The organism is uncultured Shewanella sp. (assembly GCF_947495455.1).
In the GTDB taxonomy this organism is placed as follows: Bacteria; Pseudomonadota; Gammaproteobacteria; order Enterobacterales; family Shewanellaceae; genus Shewanella.
The window spans coordinates 1-21,053 of the sequence record NZ_CANLZC010000027.1; the positions used below are offsets into that span (position 1 = coordinate 1).

Sequence of the window (21,053 nt, forward strand, 5' to 3'; positions counted from 1 at the left end):
TAAGCCGCCTGTGTGGCAGTGAACATCGCTGAAATGCAGTATCAAGCCGAGCTTATTTTCTAAGCCGCCTGTGTGGCAGTGAACATCGCTGAAATGCAGTATCAAGCCGAGCTTATTTTCTAAGCCGCCTGTGTGGCGGTGAACGAGGAGGTAATAAATATTATATTCCGAATTTTTTTCTAAGCCGCCTGTGTGGCGGTGAACTAATCAGATAATTTACTGCCCACCGTTGCAGTTTTCTAAGCCGCCTGTGTGGCGGTGAACGAAAAATATCTGTTTTAGGCATTGGAGTTAACTTTCTAAGCCGCCTGTGTGGCGGTGAACTTCAACTGATTATTTGCACGAAATACAAAAGTTTTCTAAGCCGCCTGTGTGGCGGTGAACATTATTTTAGATATTAATAGTCACGGCGGAATTTTCTAAGCCGCCTGTGTGGCGGTGAACAACGACATTACCAGGATTAATTTCCACAATCGTTTCTAAGCCGCCTGTGTGGCGGTGAACTGTACATCACATCATCCTTGTATACATCACAATTTCTAAGCCGCCTGTGTGGCGGTGAACGAATAATGTTTTGTGCTCATTTGGTACAGGTTTTTCTAAGCCGCCTGTGTGGCGGTGAACGCCTAGAACGATTATCACCGCTGGGTGGTGGGTTTCTAAGCCGCCTGTGTGGCGGTGAACTACAGTCTCGTTCATCCCCTTGAGGCTCTTGATTTCTAAGCCGCCTGTGTGGCGGTGAACAACCTAACCCGAATGCGTTACCTGAACACTTAATTTCTAAGCCGCCTGTGTGGCGGTGAACCTGAAAATGTTATACATAAACAGTACATTAGCTTTCTAAGCCGCCTGTGTGGCGGTGAACTAAAACGGCCAGTGATAAGCACTATTATCACTTTTCTAAGCCGCCTGTGTGGCGGTGAACTTATGTTATGTTCCAGCTCAAGCGCATTGTGATTTCTAAGCCGCCTGTGTGGCGGTGAACTGTATGATGAAATCGCAACAATGCAAGACATGTTTCTAAGCCGCCTGTGTGGCGGTGAACCGGCGAAAAGCCCCTATGGGATTTTCAAGATATTTCTAAGCCGCCTGTGTGGCGGTGAACTCACCATTGGCAAAGTAAAAGATTTTCAACCTTTTCTAAGCCGCCTGTGTGGCGGTGAACTTTTGAAACAAATCCCAAAAAATTCAGATAGTTTTCTAAGCCGCCTGTGTGGCGGTGAACAACGTTGGTTTGGCATGGAGATATTGGGTCATTTTCTAAGCCGCCTGTGTGGCGGTGAACTATGCCAGTGTAACAAAAAAATATTGAATGGCAATCAGTTAGCGTAAAATTCGTATTTTACCCTTGTTAAAATCACTACAATGTAACTTATTGATTTTTAATCGAGTTGTTAAAGAGCGAAAAAACAAGGGTAAAAAAAGGGGTAAAAGTTAACAACTGACTATACGCGGCATGGGCTTAAAAATGCAATGAATAAGCACTCAAAAAATAGAATGTAGGTAGCTATATAGGAATCACTCCACTTCAAACAGCCCACAACTACAACTGTTAAAACTTATTTGATTGCTTTCAGCGTTAAACATTGTGTGAATACAAGTGTGAGTGTCGGTTTCAAGACGAGCACCATGATGTAACTGCTATGAGCAAGTCCAAGTAGCCACTTGCCTCCAAACGATTGGATTGGTCTTTGTAAACAAGAGCCGCGGCGTTTACCTAAGTAAAATGAGCAGCGGCTAATACTCATTCAATTGCCATTGAGGCTGGTTCTCATTCAATCGCCGTTGATTGCTAATGTGCACTCAATCGCCGTTGAGGCTGGTTCTCATTAATTTCTATCTATAATCATACAATTATTTATAGCATCGCTGACTTCAGCTTATATAAAGTGCTTAGACAAGGCGACAAGTATAAAGTGCTTAGACAAGGCGACAAGGTGGCACGTAAGCTGAGTCTCGAAGTTGACTCCAGTCAATGAGACTAATATTAATGAAACTAAGTGGCTAGTGGCTAAGTGCCAACACTCTTTCTATTTTCCAAGCAAGGTCAAACTTAAGCAACCACTTGCCCTTTAGCGATTTGAGCACTTATTCTGTAATATTAATGGCGTTGCTGACAAAGACTCATACTCAGAGCCCTCAAGGAAGCTGATGGCGCTTTATACCAATACAAGAGCCGCCGCGGAGTTTACTCCACGACTTTGCTTTTAAGACTAGGTGTAGGCGCAGTTATGACCTTCGAAAAAAGGACTTTTTCGTAGAGCTCCCAAGGATGGGTTCACAGCGAGTCATAAAAGTGCCTACACAGAAGCCTGCGGCAGGCAATTAACAACAATGAAGTGATAATTTAAAGCATACTCTCTGATAACGAGTATGGCTAAAGGCAAACTAATAATGTTAACTTTTGCGCTAACCCTCTAGCGCAAAAAACTAGATATCGTAGTGCAAACCACACTCACGCTTAAGCCCATTAAAACGCGTCTCTTCTTCGCTCATGCCCAGCTCGAGTGGCTTGCTTGAATGGGTATCGCCTACCGACACATAACCTTGCTCCCAAAGGGGGTGATAAGGCAACTCGTGCTCTGTTAAATACTCATGAACATCCTTATTCGTCCATTCGACAATAGGCAAGATCTTATATCGGCCTCCCGTTATCGCTAAAATGGGCAAAGCTTCGCGAGTGCTTGACTGACTGTGACGTAATCCTGCAAACCAAGTGCCCACTTGGAGCTCTTTCATGGCTTGTTGCATAGGCTCAACTTTATTGATCTTGTTATAACGATCCAGACCATCGAGTCCTTGCTCCCACAAATTCCCGTAACGTGCCTTTTGCCAAGCCGCGCTGTAAGGAGCGGTATAGGTTTTTAAATTTAGCTTTAGGCGTTCAGTCATTTCATCGATAAAGCGATAGGTCTCAGGAAAGAGGTATTGCGTATCGGTTAAAATTACTGGAATATCCGCTTTTTGGCGACTCACTAAATGCAGCATCACCGCCGACTGAATCCCAAAGCTAGACGATAATGCATGGGTGTTAGGCAAAAATGCCAAGGCCCATGCCACGCGTTTTTTCGCATTTAATGAGGCTAAATAAGCATTCACTCGCTCAAGCACCGCAGCCTGCTCAACCTTAGGTGAGTCTAGTAATGCCGTTAGTTCATCTTTAGTCACAGGGCTATCCCCTAGACTCTGCTCTAAACTCTGTTCTAGACTGTGATCTAAACCTTGCTCTAAAGTCTGCTCTATGCGCTTGTGAACAGCCTTGCTAATATTCTCAACCATGGAATTCCTTTGCTGCATCATGAACGGCTTTAACCACCCCGACTCGAACCGTGAAATTACCAAAGGTTTCGCCTGCTTTTTTCTCGGCCGCATAACGACCAAACAAGCTATCCAATTCCGCCATGATTTCAGCTTCTTGAATGTTCTCTTTGTGTAATTTGTTCAATCGGGTCCCCTCAAAACTGGCCCCTAAATACAAGTTATAACGCCCAGGCGCCTTACCCACTAACCCAATTTCAGCGGCAAATGGGCGGGCACAACCATTGGGGCAACCTGTCATACGAATAACGATAGCTTGATCCAAAATGCCGTGTTTTTCTTGTAAGCTTTCCACTTTAGTTAAAAAGTCAGGAAAATAACGCTCGGCCTCGGCCATCGCTAAAGCACAAGTCGGCAATGCCACACAAGCAATAGAGTGACCACGCGTGTCACTGATGAGTCTGCCCATTAAGCCATGCTGGCGTGCCAAGGCTTCAATTTGGGCTTTATCGTTTTCATGTACTCCGGCAATAATGACATTCTGGTTAGAGGTCATTCTAAAATCGCCTTTGTGGACTTTAGCGATTTCTCGCATACCAGTTTGTAAATGCTGACCCGGCATGTCTTTGATACGGCCACCTTCGATGAATAAAGTTAAATGCCAGTCATTGTCTACGCCTTTTATCCAACCATAACGATCGCCGCGATCACCTATCACTACGTCACGTTTTGGCTCAAACGCCACGCCGGTGCGTTTTTCTAATTCCGCTTTAAAGGCATCATAACCATGATCGACTATCGTGTATTTCAAACGGGCACGCTTACGGTTAACACGATTACCCCAGTCACGTTGTACTGTCATCACCGCTTCGGCAAATTTCAGCGTATCTTCAAGCTTAATAAAACCAAAGTCGTCGGCAAGACGCGGAAAGGTTTCGACTTCACCATGGGTCGATCCCATGCCACCGCCCGCCACTAAGTTAAAGCCCACAAGCTCGCCCTCTTCGGCAACGGCAATAAAACCTAAATCATTGGTGTACACATCCACGTCATTATCCGGCGGTACGGCCACGGCCATCTTAAACTTACGAGGTAAATAAGTTTCACCATACACAGGCTCAGCATCATCTTTAGTGCTAATGATCTTTTCATCATCTAACCAAATCTCAGCATAAGCTTTAGTGTGTGGCAGCATGTTATCTGATAGCTTTTTAGCCCATTCATAAGCCTGAGCGTGTAACTTAGATTCCACTGGATTTGGGTTACACATCACGTTACGGTTCACATCACCACAAGCGGCGATAGAATCGAGGGCTTCACGGTCTAAATCTCTGATAATGGTTTTTAAATTACGCTTTGGAATACCGTGATACTGAAAGGTTTGTCTTGTGGTTAATCGAATGCTGTTTGAGCTGGTCAACTCTGATGCAATTTTATCCACACCTAACCATTGACGTGTGGTACACACACCGCCTGGCACACGAGCTCGTAGCATGAAGCTGTATAAAGGTTCAAGCTTTTGTTCTTTACGCTCATTGCGTAAATCACGATCATCTTGCTGATAGAAACCATGAAATTTAATGAGTTGCTGATCGCCGTCACTAAAAGAGCCGGTCACTGCTGTCCCTAATCCCTGTTTAATGGTACCGCGCAAGTAATCACTGTCTGTTTTTAAATACTCATTAACCGCTAATTTTTTATCCTTTGTTGCCGCTTTTTCATCGCTCTTTTTATCACTCATGGCTCTCGTCTCACTCTTAAATTTATTCGGGCTGCGCTTAATGTCACAGCCATCTTTATATGCGTTATTTTTCGTTCTTATACGTAACTGACATGTTATAAAAGCGGATCAGTAAACATCTTTTTGGTAACGCTTGTCAGTGCGCAAGGTCTCAAAATACGCATTTGCTTGCTCAAGGCTGAGCTCGCCGTGAGTCATCGCCACTTCTATGAGAGCTTGATGAACATCTTTAGCCATTCGCTCTGCATCACCACAAATATACAAGTGAGCGCCTTCATTCAGCCATTGCCATAAATCGGCGCCTTGTTCTGTAATTCTGTGTTGAACATAGATTTTATGGGCCTGATCACGAGAAAAGGCTAAATCTAAGCGCGTTAATTCGCCTGCTTTTAAATATTGCTGCCATTCCACTTGATATAGAAAATCTTGCTCAAAGTGAGGGTTACCGAAAAAGAGCCAGCTATTACCCGATACGCCTTGCGCGGCGCGCTCTTGCATGAAAGCTCTAAAGGGCGCAACGCCAGTACCAGGACCTATCATGATCACAGGCGTGTCAGGGTTACTGGGTAAGCGGAAATGATTGTTTGGCTCAACATAAACCTTCACTTGTGTGCCTTCTTCCGCAGAGGCTAAAAACTGTGACGCACCACCGAAGCGGGTTTCGCCATCATGTTCTTCTTCCACCAGCGCTACCGTTAAATGCACTTCACTTTCCACTTCACTTTGACTGGAAGCAATGGAATATAAACGGGGTGTGATCCCACGAAGTAAATCAACAAACTCAGCGGCCGTCACAGTTGCGGGATATTGACTGATCAGATCGATGACTTGATGATTGATCACATATTGACGAAGCTGGGCTTTATCTTCACACAAAGCCAATAAGGTCGCATTTTGACTTAACCCTGCCCATGCTTTAACGGTATTAGGGTTCAGTTGGGTTAACTCTTTATTGTCTATCAAGGCTTGCTTTAATGTTAAGCGCTTGTCAGCTAAGATTACTTCCTCGCTTGCATTAAGCGACAATTTTGCCAGAATGTCATCGACGAGACGCTCGTTATTGGTAAACCACACCCCTAAAGCATCACCCACTTGATATTGAATACCTGACTCACCTAGCTCAATTTCAACATGACGCACATCCCTGTCGGAATCGCGTCCTGTCAACTTTTGGCTCACTAAGACTTCAGCGGTAAAAGGATTTTGCTTAGTAAAACCGCTATTCGCCGCACTGATGGCGCTGCCACCCGCAAAAGGCACAATACTGGCAGAAGCCTCATTTTGAATAAAAGGTTTAACCGCCTCTAACACCTCGGTTTGCCACTGCTCAGCGGCCGCTTCATAATCCACATCGCATTCGACCATAGGCAATAAGGCTTTGGCGCCAAGTGCGGTAAACTTATCATTAAAATCTTTGCCAGTTTGGCAGAAAAACTCATAACTAGAGTCCCCCAGTGCCAACACAGAGAAATGCAAATTATCCAATTTCGGGGCGCGTTTAGAAGAAAGAAATTTATGCAGTTCTATGGCATCGTCCGGCGCATCGCCTTCACCATGGGTGCTCACCACAGCCAATAATAAGGTTTCTTGTTTTAATTGACGAACTTTGTAATCGCCCATCGACACCAAATTAACCCCATAACCTAAAGCTTGCGCTTTAGCGGCTAATTCAGACGCCACACCACGACCATTACCCGTTTGACTACCATAAAGTACTGTTATTGTTTGAGCTGGCTGACTTTCAGCGCTGAGTGTCAGTCCTGATTGCCCTTGTGCCCCTTGCTCTGCAGTAGCAGATAGATAGCCACTCACCCACGCGAGTTGTACGGCATTTAACTCAGAGGTGAGTTGTTTTAATTTCTCAGTTTGTGCTTCCGACAACGGAGAAGTCAGTGATGAAAGCTCTTTTAACAACATGAAAACGGCCCTAGATCAGTTTAATGCTGACTAGCTTAGCCGTTGCGTTCAAAAGTAAAAAAGAATAAAAGTTGATTTTTAATTCCATTTTGGAATATACAAAGTGCAAAAATTAAGCTACAACATAACAACAAATAAAAAGCACCTCGTCAATGCAAGTGATAAGTGTCCTGTTTACACTTTTATTTTACTGAAATAAGCACAAGGAAAAGGCGTCTTTATCTACCTAGCCAGACTCAATGCGGCGTAATCAGCGCTCATATAAATGGTTAAATGCGCTTTTTACTCTGACGAACAATATTCATTTCCAGCTAAGTTTAAGCAAAACACATTGGTATTAACACACGTACAAGGAAGGTGTATTAGATTGAATTAATTAATATAAAGTAAATTGATACTCACAACACTCTGTCAAGTAAAGCGCACTCAATATTTAAGCTCCTTGAAGTGACTTTGATTTATCGACTCAGTGACAAATAGCAGATTAAGAAACGACTTAGGGATCTTCTTGTATTCCTTAATTTTCGACACTTAACTTTTCACGCACAGGTGATCCTTTTGAAAATAGGCCTATTAAAAGAACATCATTTCGACGAAAAACGCGTCGCACTTATTCCGGCAAACGTGGCACGTCTAATGAAAAAAAACCTCGAAATAATGATTGAATCAAACGCGGGAAGTCATGCGGGTTTTGTGGATGAAGACTATCTCAATGCAGGTGCCAGCATTCACGATCGACACACTATTATTACTCAAGCTGATATTATTATCGTCGTCAATGCAAAAGGGAAACCACTGGAGGAACTCACAAGTCAGCTCAAAAGCTCGCAATTATTGATTGGTATGATGGATCCTCTCGCCCACCCTAAGCATGCACAACGCCTTGTTAGCATTGGAGCCAGTGCCATTGCACTGGAACTGGTACCTAGGATCACTCGCGCGCAAAGTATGGATGTTTTGTCCTCCATGGCCACCATTGCGGGTTATAAAGCTGTCCTCTTGGCCGCTTATAAAGCACCGCGTTTATTTCCTATGATGATGACGGCCGCCGGCACACTTAAACCCAGCCGCGCGCTTATTATGGGCGTGGGCGTCGCCGGATTACAGGCCTGCGCCACAGCCAAACGATTAGGTGCTGTGGTAGAGGCTTACGATATTCGTCCTGCCGCTCGCGAGCAAATCATTTCGGTCGGTGCCAAACCCGTTGAGCTGGATCTTGAAACCGACAATACCGAGACCAAAGGCGGCTATGCAACTGAGCAAAGTGATGACTTTTTAAAGCGTCAGCAACAGGCCATGACCCATATACTGGCTCAGCAAGATATCATTATTACCACCGCAGCTATTCCTGGACGTACCGCTCCCATATTGATCACTAAAGATATGGTCAACAGTATGAAAAATGGCAGTATTATTGTCGATTTGGCTGCTGAAACGGGTGGTAATTGTGAACTCACTGAGCTCAATAAAGAAGTCAATCATAATGGCGTTACTATCATAGGTCCCAGTAATATAGCCAGCCTCGCCGCCACCCATGCCAGCCAAATGTTTGGCACCAATATCGAACATTTACTCAATCTGATAATAAATAAAGAAGGTGTGCTAACCCTTGATCTTGAAGATGAGATCCTCAAAGACACCTTAGTCACTCATCAAGGTGACATCATTAGCCCCAGGCTTAGGGACGTCCTTAACCTTCCAGCTCGCGCCACACTCGATGATAAAGCCAAACCCCTTGATAACGACACCACAACCCATAAGGAAGCAGATTAATGGATATTTTACTTTTATTAACCGTATTTGTTATTGCTATCTTTCTTGGTGTTGAGCTGATCACTAAGGTGCCACCCACCTTACATACACCGTTAATGTCGGGTTCAAATGCCATTTCAGGGATCACTTTAGTGGGCGCCTTACTCTCAGCAGGATCAGGAGCAGGAATATGGGTCAATATTTTCGGTTTCATTGCCGTCGTTATGGCCACGATTAATGTTGTGGGCGGTTACATGGTCACCAATCGCATGCTTGCCATGTTTAAACGCAAATAAGAACGCAAAATAAGGACAGCTTTCATTATGATGAGTACCAGCATTATTTACCTCGCTTATTTAGTCGCAGCCGTATTATTTATTTTAGGCATTAAGGGCCTCACTAAACCTCGCACTGCTGTAAGAGGCAATCAACTCTCTGCTTTAGGCATGTTTATTGCCGTTATTGTCACCTTATTTGATCAAAGTATTTTAAGTTATCAATGGATCATTGCTGGCGTTATTATCGGCGGCGCCATTGGTGCAATATTAGCCACGAAAATTCAAGTTACAGCTATGCCACAATTAGTGGCCATGCTAAATGGATTTGGCGGCGGTGCATCCTTATTAATTGCACTGGCGAATTTTTTAGATCCACAATCGGCCACCCACACTGTCGCCTTAATCTCGATTGCCGCAACCATCATTATTGGTAGCGTCACTTTATCGGGATCCTTTGTGGCCTTTGCCAAACTGCAAGAGCTGATTGCAAGTCACCCCATCGCCATACCCGCCAATAAATTACTTAATGGTCTATTACTGATAGCAGCCATCATTTTGTCCATCATGATAGTGGAACATCCCAACGACTCGATCTTAATCTATCTGCTTATCATTATTACCTTATTGCTTGGCGTCCTATTAGTCTTACCCATAGGCGGCGCCGATATGCCAGTGGTCATCGCATTACTCAATTCTTACTCGGGAATTGCGGCCGCCACCACAGGTTTTATTACAGGTAATACGGTATTGATCGTCTCTGGCGCTCTGGTGGGTGCATCAGGCATTATTCTGACACAAATCATGTGCAAGGCCATGAACCGTTCGTTATTTAACGTGTTATTTGGTGTTATGGCAGAAGGTGGCGACAGCATAGATGCTGATGAAATTTATGCCGGAAAAGTCAAATCCTCGTCACCAGAAGAAATTGCCATGATGTTAGAAACGGCCGAACGCGTGATAATTGTACCTGGCTACGGCCTTGCTATGGCGCAAGCCCAACATGCGGTGCGTGATTTAGCCAATATACTTGAAGGTCGCGGTACACAAGTCCTCTATGGCATTCATCCCGTAGCGGGCCGTATGCCTGGACACATGAATGTGTTATTGGCTGAAGCCGAAGTCCCTTATGAACAGCTGATTGAAATGGATGACATTAATCCTCAATTTGAGCAAACGGATGTGGCCATCGTTATTGGTGCAAATGATGTCACAAATCCCATGGCACGAGAAGATAAAGGCAGCCCCATTTACGGCATGCCTATTCTCAATGTAGATAAGGCACGTAGCGTTGTTATTGTCAAACGCTCCCTCAGCCCAGGATTTGCAGGCTTACCTAACCCCTTATTTGCTATGGATAATGCATTAATGTTATTTGGAGATGGTAAAAAAGCCATTGTCGAACTGACCCAAAGCCTCAAAGAGGCAGATTAGTTATTAACCGTGACTGGGGATTTAACTGTCACGGCTATCAACGACAACTTACAGATGAGTCTGTAAGTTGTCTTCTTTTGAAGAGGTCACTCAACAAAAACAACAAAAGCGTTAAAAATTGCCAACATTAAAAGCAAAAACACAAACATACCAAACCCTTTAATTACAAATAACCCACTGAAAAAATGCATTAATTTAATATTTATTGTCCAGTGTTTGCCTTATCAAAGCCCTATGCTAGGGTGCGCATTTATTTTCATTATCAAAGATTCTGTTTTTCATGACCAAATCAAGATTTTCTGTGCTCATCGCGAGTCTGCTGACGCTACAAGCCTGTAGTTTTTACCCCACGCCAAAAACGGATGAGGCATTAAGCCACCACCGAATTGTATTAGACGCAGGCAGCAGCAAAACTAAGCTCTATTTTTATCAGTATGAGACACAAGGAAAACAAACTCCTCAGCATATTGAAACTTTACTCGAAAAAAAGCAAACACCTGGGTTAGCGGCGATTTCATTGGATGAAGTCAATGATTACTTAAGCCAGCTTTTTACAAAAGAACTGGCATCACAATTACAACAGCTATCACAAGCAGAGCAAGAAGATGCCGCTAACAGCTTGCTGGAACAAATCCAAGTATACTCCACAGCAGGTATGCGATTAATTTCAAATGCCGATCGCGAAGCTAAAAATCAAGCCGTAAGGGACTGGATCACCCAATGGATCGCCAATAATCATATTGAATTTGACGATAAAAATATTGATGTTCGTACTATTTCCGGCGCTGAAGAAGGCGCTTATGCATGGGCGGCCTTTAACTATGTAGAAGATAACTTCACTCGCCAAACCAGCGGAATATTAGAGCTTGGCGGCGCTTCCATGCAAATCACCTTTCTCGATCAACAACATAACAATATTACCATTAGCGTTGGCGGCAAAAGCTATGCCCTTAGTAGTGAAAGTCATATGCTTGGGCAAGATCTGATCGCTAAAAAACTCTCAAAACTGGATGTTTGTCAACTTAGCGGGATCAATGATACAGCCAAAGGTAACTTTGCCATGTGTCATCATCAAGCGGTCAAACTCATTGAAAATGAGCCACAATTAGCGTTAAATCACGCAGCTAATATTCACCGTTATGGCTTGTTATCGAATTTTTACTATACAGCACAATTTTTTGATCTTGAGAACCAATATTCTATCAGTCAATTAGCCTCTAAAGCCTCTCAATTTTGCAGCCTTAGTTGGCAAAATGTTCAAAGCCAATACAGTCATGTCAATAAAGCCTATTTAGCCAATTATTGTATGGCTGCGGCCTACCAAACTGCCATATTGGATGAAGGTTACCATCTAACCGATAAACAAAAATTTACCCCGATCAACGAGTCAAGCTCATTAGAAGTGTCATGGCCTGTTGGCGTACTCCTCACTCAAGATTACCAACAAAGAAGTGACTATGTCGCCCGTGCCAAGCAGCCAAACACGCTGCAATAATCACAGCCACATGTTACCCTTTTGATACTTCAACATGCATGTTCAAGAAGTAAAGCTTGAACATGCAAGCCTCACTCAATCCCGCCTTTAAGCTTAAACGCTTAATAACACTTAAATCATTGATTATCAACACCAATTAAAACTAAAGTTTAACACCGATACACCATTCTTTAGTCAAAATATGCACTCAAACGCACTTTTAGCATGGCAAGCATCTTTTTTAAAAGAGCTATGTTAGGCTCGCGCTTCATTTTTATCCACTTAATGGAATTTGATACAAGATGCGTTTACGAGTTTACAGTTTATTGTTGTTGCCCTTTTTATTACTTGGGTGTGACGGAGCATTAAACGATATACATGGAAAAGGTAAAAAAGACGGTAAAAACGAACAAGCGGAAAATCTACATCACCACATTATTGTCGATGCAGGTAGTTCTAAAACGTCACTTTACTTTTATGAGTACGAGAGCGAAAACAAGGAGCTGGCAACTAAGATTGAGATTATTAGCTTTACGACTCAAAGCCCTGGAATTGCTGAAATACAAACCAGTCAAATCCCCACTTATTTAAGCAAAATGTTTAATGATGACTTGATTGAAAAAATTAAAAAGGCCTCTAAAAAGCACAATAGTGCCATGCCAAAACTCATTCAAGGGATCCAGTTCTATTCAACCGCTGGCATGCGCGACTTAAGTTATAGCGAGCGTGCAGAGAAAAATACGGCTATCGATACTTGGCTCACCAAATGGGTAAAAGATAAAGATGTTCACTTAACAGATAACATTGAGGTCAAAACCGTTTCCGGTAAAGAAGAAGGCGCTTATTCTTGGGCTGCCTATAACTATATTAATCATCAATTTAAAAGTGAGCTCGATGGCATATTAGAGTTCGGCGGCGCTTCAACACAAATTGCTTACCAAGACGTTAACCTCAACAATGCCAACATTACCATTGGCGGCAAAGACTACCCTATTTATAGCCAAAGCTATCCTTTAGGGCGTAATGTTGTAAAGGCGGCATTGCAAAATATCGATGAATGCCATTTACTTGGTTACAATGATAGCGCTAGGGGGGACTATACCTCATGCCGTGAAGCCGCTAAAAACGTTATTACTAAAAAAATAGGCGAGACGTTTCAAGGCAATCAATATGTGAACGAATTTGGCTTATTTGCGGGCTTTTACTATCATGCCCACTTTTTTGATATCAAAACCAATTATTCCTTTAAACGTTTGCAAGACAAAGCCGATATTTTTTGTAGCCTAGATTGGGAAGCAGCCAAAGGCAAGTACCCTAATCACGATCCTGAAGAGATGGAAAGTTATTGCATGATGGCCGCCTTTCAAGGCGCCTTATTAGAAGATAATTACCATTTAAGTGATAAACATGAATTTCACCCCATACAAAAGGTGAATGACACCAAAATCTCTTGGCCTATGGGACTGCTGATCACCCAAAAATACCAAGAATAAAACCCACTACCTCAAAGGCAGGTCAATACACCTGCCTTTAGTCTTATCATTCGTTGACAATACCCCCTCCTCATTCTACCGCTTCTGTCTGATCTCATACGACTTATTGCTAACTCACTTAACGCTAAATCAGGTGTTGACCCCATATTGAAAATCCATATTTTCAAATAAGATGCAGTTTTGTCATTCAATAGTGCAATGGATCATTAATGCATTGTCAATAAGGGAAATGAAAGCAGGATGAAAACACACAATCGCAAGGTTCAAAATGAATTTTCAAAAGGCAAAATGACACTAAACAGGCATTACAAAGGTTAACTTTACACACATGGACAGGTGATATTAAGCAATAATCGCCTAATGAATGCTAACCTCTCAGGAATAATAATAAATCCAACGGAACAAGAGTGAATGCAATATACTAAATTTATCGCCATCATATTAAGCTTACTCTTTATTGGTGCATACTCAAATGCTTATGCAGTAGACTCTGTCGATCTTCAACAAAAAAGTGAAAACACAACACAATATACAATTGTGCTTGATGCCGGAAAAAACAAAACAAAGTTTTTTTTATATCAATACTCCAAATATAACGATACACCAACGAATATTCACACTCTCAGTAGAAAGGTCCACTATCCAGGTGTCGCCGATGTTCCCATCCTAGAGCTTAGCGATTACCTTGATACCCTTTTCACCCCCAAACTTGCCGAGCAACTGCGACAGTTAATGACTAACTCAAAAAGTCATTCAAATGTATTCACTCATATTCAATTTTATTCAACCGAGGGCATGCGCTTACTGTCACCACAAGAATGTCAGTCTAAAAACACCTTCATTAAACTCTGGCTCACCCATTGGGTTCGCAGGTATAATCTCAAAATCGAACCCCAACAAATTGAAAGTAGAACACTATCAGATAGTGAAGAGGGAGCTTATACTTGGGTTGCGACAAACTACGCAGAAAACTCTTTCAAAGGCGCGCCGTCTGGCGTTGCAAAACTTGGTCCAATATCTTCTCAAATTACCTATTTAGATCCTAATTTAGCCAATGTGAATGTTACTGTAGGCAATACACAATACCCATTAACCAGTAAAGGTTTCCTTATGGGACAAGAAGTTGTTGCTGAAAAATTAGCAAAGCTAGATGCTTGCTTTCTAAGAGGTTATACCAATACTTCTAATGGCGATTATTTTAGTTGCAAAGCACAACTTAAAAGATTACTGCGTAAACAAGTTAATATTCCTGTACCCAATGCTGCCGATGTCTCCCACTATAACTTGTTGTCTAACTTCTATTATACGGCGCGCTTCTTTGGTATAGAAAATAACTACTCATTAAATGCACTGGAAAGCCAAGCTGAGAAATTTTGCAATTTGCATTGGGAAACGGCTAAAGCCGAATACCATAATATAAACCAAGACTACTTAGCCAATTATTGCTTGGGGGCGGCCTACCAATCGACACTATTAAATTCCCATTATCATATTACTGAGCCTCGACAACTCAATCCAGTGAATGAATTTGATCATAAAGAAATCGTTTGGCCCCTGGGCGTGCTCCTCACCAAACAATATCAAGAAGTCTATTGAGCCATAATGCGAGTCAAATTCTTGCAATTTTCATCACGGTTGAGTTTTTAATCGAACTGAAAGAGCGAACATTCCTCTAATCGTTACTCTTATGTTAATAGGCCATAATGACAAGAGCCTATTAAACTTCAAAAATAATCCATGTCCTATTCCATTAAGCTAATACCAATCATCTGGTCTTAACCTTGCCTGCCAACGCCAACTTATTGAACTATCTTTTATTAACAAAATAAACACAAACTGGGAAAAAAAATGCGTTTACTGACTGAATACAAGGTTTCATGTTTAATACTACTGCTATTGATGCTTACGGCTTGTAATGACAACAATAACCAGACTCAATACCGCATCGTGCTCGATGCTGGCAGTACTAAGACTCAACTCTATTTATATCAATATAATGAGCTAAACGCCCTGCCATATGACATCATCACCAATACAGAAAATCGAGCGGAACCAGGGGTTGCAGATGTTGAAAATACAGAGCTCAACAGTTATTTAAGCACGATTTTTACCGATGAACTGGCACAGACAATTACCCTCTTATCCATTGAGCAAGGCCGAAGTACCAGTAACCCTTTATTAAATGGCATTCAATTTTACTCCACTGCAGGTATGCGAGCTTTACCGGCAAGTGAACAAGCAACAAAAAACGCCTACATTAATACATGGATAAAAAATTGGTTAACCACTAACGACATTCCATTAAATGAATCAAGATTAGACGTGCGCACTATTCCCGGTGAAGAAGAAGCAAGCTATGGATGGGCCGCCGTCAATTACCTAGAAAACGCTTTTGAAGGTACCTTATTAGGCTCAGCGGAAATCGGTGGCGCCTCAACACAAATCGCGTATATCGATAATACCGCCCCTAACGTCAATATTAATATTGCCAATACTCAGTATTCCATTACAGGATACAGCTACCCTCTAGGCCAAAATGTCATTATCGCCGACTTATCACCAATCGATGCATGTAACCTCAAGGGCTTTACTGACACTGCCGCAGGAAACTATGCCGAATGCCGTACGGCGGCCAAGACTATGATAGATAATACTGTTACTGTCGATACGCCTAATGCGGTCAATATTGCCTATTATGATTTACTGTCTAATTATTATAACTCCGCTGAATTTTTTGGCATTACCGATGACTATTCATTAACGGCGCTGCAAAATGCGGCTGAATTATTTTGCGAATTGACTTGGAGCCAAGCCCAAGCGGACTACCCAGATGTCAGTACAAGTTACTTACCTTATTATTGTATGGGCGCCGCCTATCAAGGCGCATTATTAGAAGACAGTTATGGCTTAAATGACACTTACCAAACCTTTGATCCGGTAGATGATATTAACGGCACAAGCGTCGACTGGACCATTGGCGTACTGGCAACACAAGCTTTTACCCTATTAAGTGAAAGTTAAGTGTTATATATGACTTTTGTGGGCGTCACAATATAAGGTAGAGGCATATCCCAAGGCTGTGCCTCAATATGAGAAACTTGCTGACAATCATGGGCATAGCCTATAGGTACAGGCTTGTTTCTTTCCCTCCAATGAGCGAGGGTACGATCATAATACCCGCCGCCCATTCCTACACGTTGGCCATTCACATCAAAAGCCACCAGTGGCGTCACCATTACATCCAAATTTTCTATTGGCATCACATTTGTCACATGTAGGGCTGGCTCTAAAATGCCAAAACGATTTGGTAGCAATGGGGTATTCTCATGGAAATGCAAAAACAATAAATGGCCTGAACAAAAAGGATGCAAGCGGGGTAAATAAATTTGAATGCCTTTTTGCCACAAAGCTTCAATCAAAGGCTTTGTGTCTAACTCACCATCTTGACTCAAATAAAGTGCAACATGTTTAGCCGTTAACATGGGCGCTTGCATCAGAATAAGTTGACTCGCCTTAAGACTCATTGCCTGTTGGCGATCGAAAGAAATAGCGCGGCGCCTGCGTCGAATGGTTTTTCTGATGTCACTAGAAGAATAAAGGCTATGCATCAAATCCAATGGGTCACTGATATATTCAACAGGAGGAGAAGACTTAACCATTTAACCCCCTATCCAAAGTAAAATATAGAGAAAGGATAATGAAAAGGCGTTATTTACGAAAATTAAGATGCTCCCCAGAATACCGTTACCGGCGTAGCCCTTGAACCGTAGGTTCAAGGCGGGTAAATGAATGCCTCCTAAGGCTTCTCGATACGAGCCGAGCTTGCTCAATGTCAGCATAACATTCACCCTGGATTTAAAAGTATCGGCACAGGGACATAACCAGCTAGCGCGTATCCCAGGGAGCAAATTTTTAACGCTTATTTGAAGGCAGTGCTCAATCAAATAAACTTATCTTTTATCCTGCAAGACAGGACTCATCAACTTTTAGCAGAGCGTTCAACAAGCGCATCTTCTATGGTTGATTGCAACAAACCGATTTTCTCATCGATTTGCTGATGATAATCTTGGCTTTTTTGCTGTTCTTCCAGCAATTCATAACCGATATTTAAGGCTGCCATAATAGCAATTTCTTCACGACTAAGGCTATTGGTTTTCGCTTTTAATGTCGATAATTGTGCTTCTAAATGTTGCGAAACTTGTCTAAGTGCTGCCTCTTGACCAACTGGACAAGCAATAGAGTAGGTTCGCCCCATTAGGGTAATGTCGATAGCCTTGCTACTCATGTCGCGAAGGATCCTTTTATCATCACTTGTGCGGACTATATCGGTCTCATACATAAAGTGCAACACGAGACTGATACTAAAAGCACATGAATTGTATTAATTGTTGTTTACATGACCACTTGTATCAAAACAATGGAATAAATAAACGCATTTTGTCATGGTTTTGCTTAAGTTTGTGATTCCACCCCTTGGTCGAGTCAGCCACTTCTGCTAGCATAAACTAGGTATATTAAGTAAATATAGCGATAGGACCCCCCATATGGCAACCTCCCCTTTCTTTCAGATCGATAATTTACATGCAGCACTAAAAGCGGCCGAAATCGGCCAACAAGCCGTCGAAGTGCACGGTGCCTTAGTTGGGCTTATTTGTGGTGGCATCAATCAAAAAAATGATGCTTGGGTCCAACCTTTGCTTGAACTCATCAATGACGGCCAACCTGTACCTCAAGAACTACAACACCTGATCAGCGAACTGTATCAAGACAGTGTCACACGGCTGTCGGATCCAGACTTTGGCTTTAGCCCTATTCTTCCTGAAGAAGAAGAGCCGCTTTCAGAGCGCGTCGAGGCCTTATCTTTATGGGTTCAAAGCTTTTTAACGGGACTTGCCATCATACAACCTAAGCTCAATAAAGCCTCTAAAGATGTTCAAGAAGTCATTCAAGATTTAGCTAACATCGCACAAGTTGAGATAGATGTCATTGACGATGATGAATCTGAAGCCGCCTATGTGGAATTACTGGAATTTACCCGCATTGCCGCATTACTTTGTTATTCTGAATTTGGACCCGAATTAGTCGATCCAGAACAAGAAAAGCCAGCCTTACACTAAATTAGCCTGCTATGACCCAAACAACCCCTTCGTTACCTGAAAACACACAAGTCGATATTGCCATTGTGGGTGGCGCCATGACAGGGGCTATTTTAGCCTTAGCCCTGTCACAATTATCATTTAGCAGTGGGCAGTCACTTAACATCGCCCTCATTGAAGCCCAGCGCCCCAATAATGACCATCCAGGTTTCGATGCCCGATCTATCGCCCTTGCTCATCACTCCATTTTTGAATTAACTCAATTAGGCATTTGGCCCCAGCTTGCTCATCTGGGGACTGACATTCATCATATCCATGTCTCTGATCGTGGTCATTTTGGTATGACGGAGCTTAATCGCAGCCAGTTTCATGTGCCTTATCTTGGACAAGTTGTGGAGTTAGATCTTGTGGGTCATAAACTGTTTGAGCTATTAGATAAAAGCCAAGTACACCTATTTTGTCCGGCCACACTTGAACATATCGATACTCATACTGACAAACAATTACTGCGCTTAAATGATGGCCGTCAAATCACGACAAAGCTGGTTATCGCCGCAGATGGCATTCATTCCAAAGTACGTAAAAGTATGAACTTGCCCCTTAAACAAGTGGATTTTAAACAAACCGCCATTGTGGCAAACCTTCATACTCAAAAGCCTCATCAGCATTGGGCTTATGAACGCTTTACCGAACAAGGCCCCTTAGCCTTGCTTCCCCTGAGTTCCCATCAAGGGCAGCATAGATTATCTTTGGTCTGGGCCTTATCCGATAAGGAAGCCAACCGATTATTAACGGCCTCGAAATCCACTTTTATTCGCGAGTTGCAAAACGCATTTGGTTTTCGCGCAGGAGAGTTCATCGATGTAAGCCAACGCAGTTGTTACCCCTTAATGCTATCGAGTATGGCACGGCCCATATATCATCGAACTCTGTTTATTGGCAATGCGGCACAAACCTTACACCCTATCGCAGGACAAGGGTTTAACTTGGGCCTGAGAGATTTGGCCTCTGTGGTTAAGGTGATTAAAAAAGCTTGTCAAACCACACAAGATTTAGGTAACAGTCAAGTCACCCATGAATATTTAGCCAGTCGAATTCAAGATAGAAACAGTACATTAGGTTATATTGAATTATTGGTTCGCAGTTTTTCTAATCAACACTGGCCTTTAGTGCTGGGACGGGATCTCGGCTTGAGACTGCTTTCTTGGTGTCCTCCACTCAAATTTCCCATCGCTAAAACGGCCATGGGCTGGAAACACTAATATGCCAGTAGCAAACTCTCGTCATCACTTTATTAAGGATTTTACATGTTAAGCACTCAAACCTTTGATGTGGCTGTTGTTGGCGGAGGAATGGTAGGACTCGCTACCGCCATAGGTTTAGCGAAAGAATCACTCAGAGTCGTCCTCGTCGATAAGGGTGAAGCACAAGCTATAACTGGTGCACCTAAGTTGAGAGTCAGTGCTATCAATCAAGCCAGTGAACGTTTGCTCACACATTTAGGTGCCTGGCCACTGCTCTCTCGTGTGAGCGATTATCAGAAAATGCATGTTTGGTGTGAAGACAGCTTAGGAAAAATCGACTTCGATGCCCATAGTTTAGGCATTTCACACTTAGGCAGTATTATCGAAAACGACGCCATTAGCTACGCTCTGAGTCAAAGTGCAGCAGACTTTAGCACGCTGACCCATTTAGAGAACACTCAAGTCACCAACATTGCTTTTGGCGAAAGGGAAGCCTGGTTAAACTTAAATAATGGAGAAAGCTTAAGCGCGGCTTTGGTCGTAGCCGCCGATGGCGCCAACTCTTGGGTACGAACCACTTGCCAAATCCCTATGAGCTTTTGGGATTATGGTCATCATGGTCTCGTTGCAACCATACGCACCGAACTGCAACACAATAAAACTGCCAGACAAGTGTTTACCGCCAAAGGCCCTCTTGCCTTCTTACCCTTAGAGGATCCTCACTTGTGTTCGATTGTCTGGTCATTACCTCCAGAGCACTCTTCCCATTTGCTCAATTGTGATAAAGAGGAATTTGAACACACATTAACGGCACAATTTAATGCCAAGCTAGGTCGATGTCAGTTGGAAAGCCCCCGTCAAGCCTTTCCACTTCGTATGCGCTATGCTCGCCATTTTGCTCGTCACCGCCTGATCCTCGCCGGCGATGCCGCTCATACTATTCACCCTCTAGCAGGCCAAGGGGTGAACTTAGGGTTTCTCGATGCCGCCAGTATTGCCCAAGAAATTGGCAAGCTACATAGAAGCAATAAAGATATTGGTCAATATAAAAACTTACGCGCTTTAGAGCGTTGGCGTAAGGCCGATGCCATGGAAATGATCACCGCAATGGAAGGCTTTAAACGCTTATTTAATGGACAAAACCCCATTAAAAAAGCCATTAGTGCCTTTGGATTAAACCTTGTCGATCATTTTTCGCCATTAAAAACACTGTTTATTCAACAAGCCTTAGGAAATAAAGCCGATCTCCCTCAATATTGTCAGCCCTATAACGACAGGGAAATTAAATAACTTAATATCAATCAGTTATAATAAATCCCCCTCTTCTACTTTTTCTCATGCTCAAAGAGTTAGCTGTCTGGCATGAGAA

Annotated in this window: 15 protein-coding genes, 1 other RNA gene and 1 CRISPR repeat array; of the genes, 10 read left to right on the top strand and 6 right to left on the bottom strand. The window is 42.8% G+C overall.

Annotation, left to right across the window (positions count from 1 at the left end; translation table 11 throughout):
• Positions 1-56: 56 nt before the first annotated feature.
• Positions 57-1,285: direct repeats of the CRISPR family, unit length 28 nt; unit sequence TTTCTAAGCCGCCTGTGTGGCGGTGAAC.
• A 1,145-nt stretch (positions 1,286-2,430) separates the two neighbouring features.
• From Q0791_RS09490 to Q0791_RS09500, 3 genes are all read right to left on the bottom strand, one after another.
• On the bottom strand, positions 2,431-3,279 hold the full coding sequence (locus tag Q0791_RS09490; protein WP_299005309.1) for a phosphoadenylyl-sulfate reductase: 849 nt from the start codon (positions 3,277-3,279) through the stop codon (positions 2,431-2,433).
• Entirely contained in the window at positions 3,272-4,999 is a 1,728-nt protein-coding gene (cysI, locus tag Q0791_RS09495) for an assimilatory sulfite reductase (NADPH) hemoprotein subunit (protein ID WP_299005312.1), read from the bottom strand. Before cysI ends, Q0791_RS09490 begins: the two co-directional genes overlap by 8 nt.
• A gap of 108 nt (positions 5,000-5,107) precedes the next feature.
• On the bottom strand, positions 5,108-6,916 hold the full coding sequence (locus Q0791_RS09500) for an assimilatory sulfite reductase (NADPH) flavoprotein subunit (RefSeq protein ID WP_299005315.1): 1,809 nt from the start codon (positions 6,914-6,916) through the stop codon (positions 5,108-5,110).
• Positions 6,917-7,474: 558 nt separating this feature from the next.
• On the opposite strand from Q0791_RS09500, the gene Q0791_RS09505 reads away from it, so the two are divergent.
• The 7 genes from Q0791_RS09505 to Q0791_RS09535 all read left to right on the top strand — a co-directional run bounded on the left by Q0791_RS09505 (position 7,475) and on the right by Q0791_RS09535 (position 16,365).
• The gene (locus tag Q0791_RS09505; RefSeq protein ID WP_299005318.1) at positions 7,475-8,689 is read left to right on the top strand and encodes a Re/Si-specific NAD(P)(+) transhydrogenase subunit alpha; all 1,215 of its coding nucleotides are present in this window, start codon (positions 7,475-7,477) and stop codon (positions 8,687-8,689) included.
• Positions 8,689-8,964: an NAD(P) transhydrogenase subunit alpha gene (locus Q0791_RS09510; RefSeq protein WP_299005321.1), complete on the top strand. Its 276-nt coding sequence runs from the start codon at positions 8,689-8,691 to the stop codon at positions 8,962-8,964. Before Q0791_RS09505 ends, Q0791_RS09510 begins: the two co-directional genes overlap by 1 nt.
• A gap of 30 nt (positions 8,965-8,994) precedes the next feature.
• Positions 8,995-10,377: an NAD(P)(+) transhydrogenase (Re/Si-specific) subunit beta gene (locus Q0791_RS09515; RefSeq protein WP_299005422.1), complete on the top strand. Its 1,383-nt coding sequence runs from the start codon at positions 8,995-8,997 to the stop codon at positions 10,375-10,377.
• A gap of 280 nt (positions 10,378-10,657) precedes the next feature.
• Positions 10,658-11,872 carry a hypothetical protein gene (locus tag Q0791_RS09520; RefSeq protein ID WP_299005324.1) on the top strand — a complete coding sequence of 405 codons (1,215 nt, stop codon included), beginning with the start codon at positions 10,658-10,660 and terminating at the stop codon, positions 11,870-11,872.
• A gap of 281 nt (positions 11,873-12,153) precedes the next feature.
• Positions 12,154-13,344 carry a hypothetical protein gene (locus Q0791_RS09525; RefSeq protein ID WP_299005327.1) on the top strand — a complete coding sequence of 397 codons (1,191 nt, stop codon included), beginning with the start codon at positions 12,154-12,156 and terminating at the stop codon, positions 13,342-13,344.
• A gap of 411 nt (positions 13,345-13,755) precedes the next feature.
• Complete coding sequence (locus Q0791_RS09530) at positions 13,756-14,940, top strand: hypothetical protein (protein WP_299005330.1); 1,185 nt, start codon at positions 13,756-13,758, stop codon at positions 14,938-14,940.
• 252 nt (positions 14,941-15,192) lie between these two features.
• Positions 15,193-16,365, top strand: coding sequence for a hypothetical protein (locus Q0791_RS09535; protein WP_299005332.1), 1,173 nt, complete (start codon positions 15,193-15,195; stop codon positions 16,363-16,365).
• On the opposite strand, the gene Q0791_RS09540 is transcribed toward Q0791_RS09535, so the two are convergent.
• The 3 genes from Q0791_RS09540 to zapA all read right to left on the bottom strand — a co-directional run bounded on the left by Q0791_RS09540 (position 16,362) and on the right by zapA (position 17,629).
• Positions 16,362-17,003 carry a 5-formyltetrahydrofolate cyclo-ligase gene (locus tag Q0791_RS09540; protein ID WP_299005335.1) on the bottom strand — a complete coding sequence of 214 codons (642 nt, stop codon included), beginning with the start codon at positions 17,001-17,003 and terminating at the stop codon, positions 16,362-16,364. The genes Q0791_RS09535 and Q0791_RS09540 overlap by 4 nt on opposite strands.
• A gap of 67 nt (positions 17,004-17,070) precedes the next feature.
• Positions 17,071-17,251, bottom strand: a non-coding RNA gene (gene ssrS / locus Q0791_RS09545) — 6S RNA.
• 72 nt (positions 17,252-17,323) lie between these two features.
• Complete coding sequence (gene zapA / locus Q0791_RS09550) at positions 17,324-17,629, bottom strand: cell division protein ZapA (RefSeq protein WP_299005338.1); 306 nt, start codon at positions 17,627-17,629, stop codon at positions 17,324-17,326.
• A 259-nt stretch (positions 17,630-17,888) separates the two neighbouring features.
• Here zapA and Q0791_RS09555 point away from each other — a divergent pair, with 259 nt between their 5' ends.
• From Q0791_RS09555 to Q0791_RS09565, 3 genes are read left to right on the top strand one after another with little or no spacing between them, the layout of a single operon-like run.
• Positions 17,889-18,461 (top strand): UPF0149 family protein, encoded by a 573-nt coding sequence (locus tag Q0791_RS09555; RefSeq protein WP_299005341.1) that lies wholly within the window; start codon positions 17,889-17,891, stop codon positions 18,459-18,461.
• 11 nt (positions 18,462-18,472) lie between these two features.
• Complete coding sequence (gene ubiH, locus Q0791_RS09560) at positions 18,473-19,702, top strand: 2-octaprenyl-6-methoxyphenyl hydroxylase (protein ID WP_299005344.1); 1,230 nt, start codon at positions 18,473-18,475, stop codon at positions 19,700-19,702.
• A gap of 45 nt (positions 19,703-19,747) precedes the next feature.
• Positions 19,748-20,974 (top strand): FAD-dependent oxidoreductase, encoded by a 1,227-nt coding sequence (locus Q0791_RS09565; protein ID WP_299005347.1) that lies wholly within the window; start codon positions 19,748-19,750, stop codon positions 20,972-20,974.
• The last annotated feature ends 79 nt before the right edge of the window (positions 20,975-21,053 follow it).

Excerpts from the sequence above, each read along its gene's own strand:
- Q0791_RS09490 (WP_299005309.1), bottom strand. The coding sequence starts at position 3,279 with ATGGTTGAGAATATTAGCAAGGCTGTTCACAAGCGCATAGAGCAGACT.
- cysI (WP_299005312.1), bottom strand. The coding sequence starts at position 4,999 with ATGAGTGATAAAAAGAGCGATGAAAAAGCGGCAACAAAGGATAAAAAA.
- Q0791_RS09500 (WP_299005315.1), bottom strand. The coding sequence starts at position 6,916 with ATGTTGTTAAAAGAGCTTTCATCACTGACTTCTCCGTTGTCGGAAGCA.
- Q0791_RS09510 (WP_299005321.1), top strand. The coding sequence starts at position 8,689 with ATGGATATTTTACTTTTATTAACCGTATTTGTTATTGCTATCTTTCTT.
- Q0791_RS09515 (WP_299005422.1), top strand. The coding sequence starts at position 8,995 with ATGAGTACCAGCATTATTTACCTCGCTTATTTAGTCGCAGCCGTATTA.
- Q0791_RS09520 (WP_299005324.1), top strand. The coding sequence starts at position 10,658 with ATGACCAAATCAAGATTTTCTGTGCTCATCGCGAGTCTGCTGACGCTA.
- Q0791_RS09525 (WP_299005327.1), top strand. The coding sequence starts at position 12,154 with ATGCGTTTACGAGTTTACAGTTTATTGTTGTTGCCCTTTTTATTACTT.
- Q0791_RS09530 (WP_299005330.1), top strand. The coding sequence starts at position 13,756 with ATGCAATATACTAAATTTATCGCCATCATATTAAGCTTACTCTTTATT.
- Q0791_RS09535 (WP_299005332.1), top strand. The coding sequence starts at position 15,193 with ATGCGTTTACTGACTGAATACAAGGTTTCATGTTTAATACTACTGCTA.
- Q0791_RS09540 (WP_299005335.1), bottom strand. The coding sequence starts at position 17,003 with ATGGTTAAGTCTTCTCCTCCTGTTGAATATATCAGTGACCCATTGGAT.
- zapA (WP_299005338.1), bottom strand. The coding sequence starts at position 17,629 with ATGAGTAGCAAGGCTATCGACATTACCCTAATGGGGCGAACCTACTCT.
- Q0791_RS09555 (WP_299005341.1), top strand. The coding sequence starts at position 17,889 with ATGGCAACCTCCCCTTTCTTTCAGATCGATAATTTACATGCAGCACTA.
- ubiH (WP_299005344.1), top strand. The coding sequence starts at position 18,473 with ATGACCCAAACAACCCCTTCGTTACCTGAAAACACACAAGTCGATATT.
- Q0791_RS09565 (WP_299005347.1), top strand. The coding sequence starts at position 19,748 with ATGTTAAGCACTCAAACCTTTGATGTGGCTGTTGTTGGCGGAGGAATG.